The organism is Pseudomonas sp., from assembly GCF_037994325.1.
Lineage (GTDB): Bacteria > Pseudomonadota > Gammaproteobacteria > Pseudomonadales > Pseudomonadaceae > Aquipseudomonas.
In genome coordinates, this window is record NZ_JBBNAH010000512.1 from 1 (window position 1) to 4,004 (window position 4,004).

Here is a 4,004-nt window from a genome sequence, read left to right on the forward strand (position 1 = left end):
ACTACGCCGGCGATGATCAGTTGTTTCTTGCCGGTGGCTTTGATGGCTTTAACGAAGTCTTCGTTGTCCCAAGCGTTGATCTGGCCAGGGCGAGCGATGTACGGCGCCTCGGGGAACATGGCTTTCAGTTCTGGCATCAGCGGGCCGTTGGGGCCGGTTTCAAAGCTGGTGGTGAGGATGGTCGGCAGTTTGAAGAACTTGGCAAGGTCGGCCACGGCCAACACGTTGTTTTTGAATTTGTCCGGTTCGATATCGCGAACCAGAGAGAGCAAACCAGCCTGGTGGTCGACCAGCAGAACCACGGCGTTGTCTTTGTCCAGACGGTTGTATTTGTAAGAAGTAGTCATGCTGCGTTCCTCGCTTTCTAGTTGGGGTGCCGAGGGTTCGGCTTGAGTTTGCTTTGTGTCGCCGCGCTGTGTTCGCGGCATGGACAAAGCTTAAATTCAGCACCCTTGATGCACTAGATAGCGAAAACTGCCTCTAGCGTTCTGTTTTTAGAACGATATAAATCAGGCATGGCAAAGCCGGCAGGAGGCGCCGGTGAGTGGAAGGGGAAGTTGGTGTAAAGCCGTAGGTGCCTATGGCTGGCGTCTTAGCGCAGCCGATGCTTGTGCAGCAGCCTGTAAAAAGTCGGCCTTGATATGCCAAGCATACGTGCGGCAACACTCATGTTATTGCCGTAGCGGGCCAGCGCGTCGCTTAGCGCTTGACGCTCGGCGTTGCACTTGTAGACGTCTAGGGTGGCAAGCGGTGGCGGGGTGTCTTGGCTATCGAGCATGTCGAGCATGGCGTTTTGCCCCCTGGCATCCGTTGGATTTTTTTCCGATTAAAAACAAGCGTTTTGGCGCCCTGTTTGAACGCTAGCAAGTTTTTTGACGGCGCTTGGATGCTTTTCTTATAAGCAACGCGCCGTAGCCGATAAAAAGTTCCCTTTGTCCATAAGAACATTCCGTGATTAGCGCCTTGCCATTCCTGCAATTGCTTGGCATAAACGCTGGGCCAACAAAAAATGCACAAGGATTGTTCCCATGAGAGTTGTGAAGCGGTTGTTGCTTCTGGTGGTGCTCGCCGTTTTGGCGTTGCTCGCCGTGGTGCTGTATTACATCGCCAATCCCAACTTGCCGGCGTACGAGCAGCCCAGTCAGCTGCATTACCTGGAGCAGTGGACGCCCGAGGCGCGGCAAACCTACTACTACACGCCGCAGGGCACCGAAGTTAAGGGCCTGCGCTACGAGTGGTTTACGGCGCTGGAGTTGCCGTTTTCCGAGGCCAAGTTCGCCGCGCCCGAGTACCTGGCGCGCTTTGGCTTTTTGACTGAGCCCAACCAACAACCGACCGCGCTGAACCCAGGCAATTTGCCGGTGGGTTTTGCCCGCCATGTGCAAGATGACACCGGCGCACAGTTGCTGGATATCAGTTGCGCTGCGTGCCACACCGGCGAGCTGCGCTTTAAGGGGCAGTCAGTGCGCATTGATGGCGGCGCGGCGCTGCATTCGCTGGCCTCTACCGTGCCCACCTTAAAGGGTGGCAGTTTTGGTCAGGCCTTGGGCATGAGCCTGGCCTTCACCTATTACAACCCGCTCAAGTTCACCCGCTTTGCCAAGACCGTGCTGGGCGATAAGTACCCCGAAGGCCGCGATCAGTTGCGCGCGGACGTAAAGGTCACGCTTAACCGTATTTTGTCGCAGGCCTGGAATGACACCCACCGTGGTTTGTACCCCACCGAAGAAGGCTTTGGCCGTACCGATGCCTTTGGCCGCATTGCCAACAGTGTGTTTGGTGATGCCATCGACCCGAGCAATTACCGTGTCGGCAATGCACCGGTGAGTTACCCGCAGTTGTGGGATATCTGGAAGTTCGATTGGGTGCAGTGGAACGGTTCGGCCATGCAACCAATGGCGCGCAATATTGGTGAAGCGCTGGGCGTGGGGGCTACGGTAAAACTGTTCGAGGACAACAATGGCCGTGTACCCGAGGCCGAGCGCTATGCCTCCAGCGTGCGGGTGCGTGACCTCTATACCCTGGAAGAAACCCTTAAGCAGTTGAAGCCGCCGACTTGGCCGGAGCCGGTGTTGGGTAAGGTCAATATCGAGTTGGCCAGCCGTGGTCATGCGCTGTATCAAGAGAACTGCGCGTACTGCCATGCGCCGGATCCACGGCCTGTCGACAAGCGCATGGCGCCGACGCGCGACCCTGAATGGCATATGCGCATTGTGCCCATCAGCATCATCGGCACCGACCCGACCACCGCCGACAACATCGCCGACCACCGCTTCAACATCAGCAAGCTGGGCTGGAGTAAGGAGCAGTTGAGCAAGCTGGGCGTGAAGCTGTTTGACGGCAAGTTGGAAGACCTGAATTTCCGCAGCATTTCCAGCGCCAAGGGCCTGGCCTACGTGACCGCCTACGTGGAGAACCGCGCGTATCAGGATGCCGGCATCAGCGGCGAAGAACGCTGGAAGATGGATGGTTATGGCCTGCCCATCGGCGTACAGGAAAAACGTGGCTACAAGGCGCGGCCGTTGGATGGCATCTGGGCAACGCCGCCGTTCTTGCATAACGGCTCGGTGCCGACCCTGTTTGAACTGCTGTCGCCGGTGTATGAGCGGCGCAGCGAGTTTTGGGTCGGTAACCATGAGTACGACCCGGAACGCGCCGGCTACCGCAGTGAAGAATTCGACGGCGGCTTTCTGTTCAAGACAAGCGTCACCGGCAATAGCAACCAAGGCCATGAGTTCCGCGATGGCTGCCGCCAACAAGGGGTGATCGGGCGTGGCTTGCAGCCTAATGAACGGCTGGCGTTGATCGAGTACCTCAAAGTGCTCGGCAACCCGGCATTGGAAAGCCAGTTGCAGCCGGTAACCCCGGCGCCCTGGAACCCTGGCCCGAGCTGCCAGGGTGGCGCTGTGCAGGCCAGTAACTAACGACAAGGAGGCCGGGCGCCGTGCCCGGCTCTGCCACTGCTCCTACAAGGATTCGCTTAATGCTTAAACGCTTCTGGCTGTGGCTGGGCCGTGTGCTTGGCAAACTGGTGTTGTTTCTGGCGGTAATCGGCCTGGGTGGCTGGGGCATTGCCGAGCTGTATTACGCCTGGAAATTCTCCGGCCCGGTGTCGGCTGAGGAACAGATTCCGCCCGGCGAAGCGGCGATGACCCGCGGCATTATTGAAGATGCCATTCGGGTGGTGGAGCAGCATAAAGACCAGACTCGCGTGCTGCGCGATGCCCATGCCAAAGCCCATGGCTGTGTAAAGGCTGAGGTGACGGTGCTGCCGGAACTGAACGGCGAATTACGCCAGGGCGTGTTTAGCCAGCCGGGTAAAACCTGGCAGGCGCTGATGCGTTTATCCAACGGCAATGCGTACCCGCAATTTGATCGCGTGCGCGATGCCCGCGGTATGGCGATCAAGCTGTTTGATGTGCCGGGCGCCAAGCTCATGAGTTCCCCTGCTGTGGCCGGTGAGCAGGACTTTGTAATGTTCAATCACCCGTCGTTTTTCGTCAGCGACGTGGCCGAGTACCAGAGCAACTTCAAGGCTCAGGCTAATGGCCAGCAGGTGCTGGCATTCTTCCCGAGCTGGGATCCACGCAGCTGGCAGGTTCGCCACCTGACCATCGCCCTGAAAACCCTGGCGCCAGCGCCGGACAGCCCGGTGGCGACCACCTACGACTCGGTCGCACCGTTCAAGTTTGGCCCGCACAACATCAAATACCGCGTGGTGCCGGCGCCGGAGCGTTGCCCGGCGTATACCTTGCCGAAAGTGAACACCGACATGCCCAACTTCCTGCATGACGCGCTGTATCAACAGCTGTCGCTAGACCGCGTGCCGGCGTGTTTTGAGCTGCAAGTACAGCGGCAGAATCCCGACCATTACATGCCGCTGGAAGACACCAGCATCGAATGGAGCGAAGCGGTTTCGCCGTTTGAAACGGTCGCAACCATCAAGGTGCCGGCGCAGGATTTTGATAGCACCGAGCAAACCATTGCCTGTGACAACCAGTCGT

General features: G+C 58.3%; 2 protein-coding genes and 2 pseudogenes. 2 read left to right on the forward strand and 2 right to left on the reverse strand.

Annotated elements, in window-relative coordinates; genetic code table 11:
* Positions 1 to 347, reverse strand: a pseudogene (locus AAAB16_RS17255) (hydrolase); the annotation flags it as partial.
* A 245-nt stretch (positions 348 to 592) separates the two neighbouring features.
* A pseudogene (locus AAAB16_RS17260) lies at positions 593 to 754 on the reverse strand (helix-turn-helix domain-containing protein); the annotation flags it as partial.
* Between the two features lie 274 nt (positions 755 to 1,028).
* On the opposite strand from AAAB16_RS17260, the gene AAAB16_RS17265 reads away from it, so the two are divergent.
* Both AAAB16_RS17265 and AAAB16_RS17270 read left to right on the forward strand, forming a co-directional pair.
* Positions 1,029 to 2,924: a di-heme-cytochrome C peroxidase gene (locus tag AAAB16_RS17265; protein ID WP_340664426.1), complete on the forward strand. Its 1,896-nt coding sequence runs from the start codon at positions 1,029 to 1,031 to the stop codon at positions 2,922 to 2,924.
* A gap of 59 nt (positions 2,925 to 2,983) precedes the next feature.
* On the forward strand, positions 2,984 to 4,004 hold a 1,021-nt coding region (locus AAAB16_RS17270), incomplete at its 3' end, for a catalase (protein ID WP_340664427.1).

Coding starts and splice junctions, on each gene's coding strand:
- AAAB16_RS17265 (WP_340664426.1), top strand. CDS start 1,029: ATGAGAGTTGTGAAGCGGTTGTTGCTTCTGGTGGTGCTCGCCGTTTTG.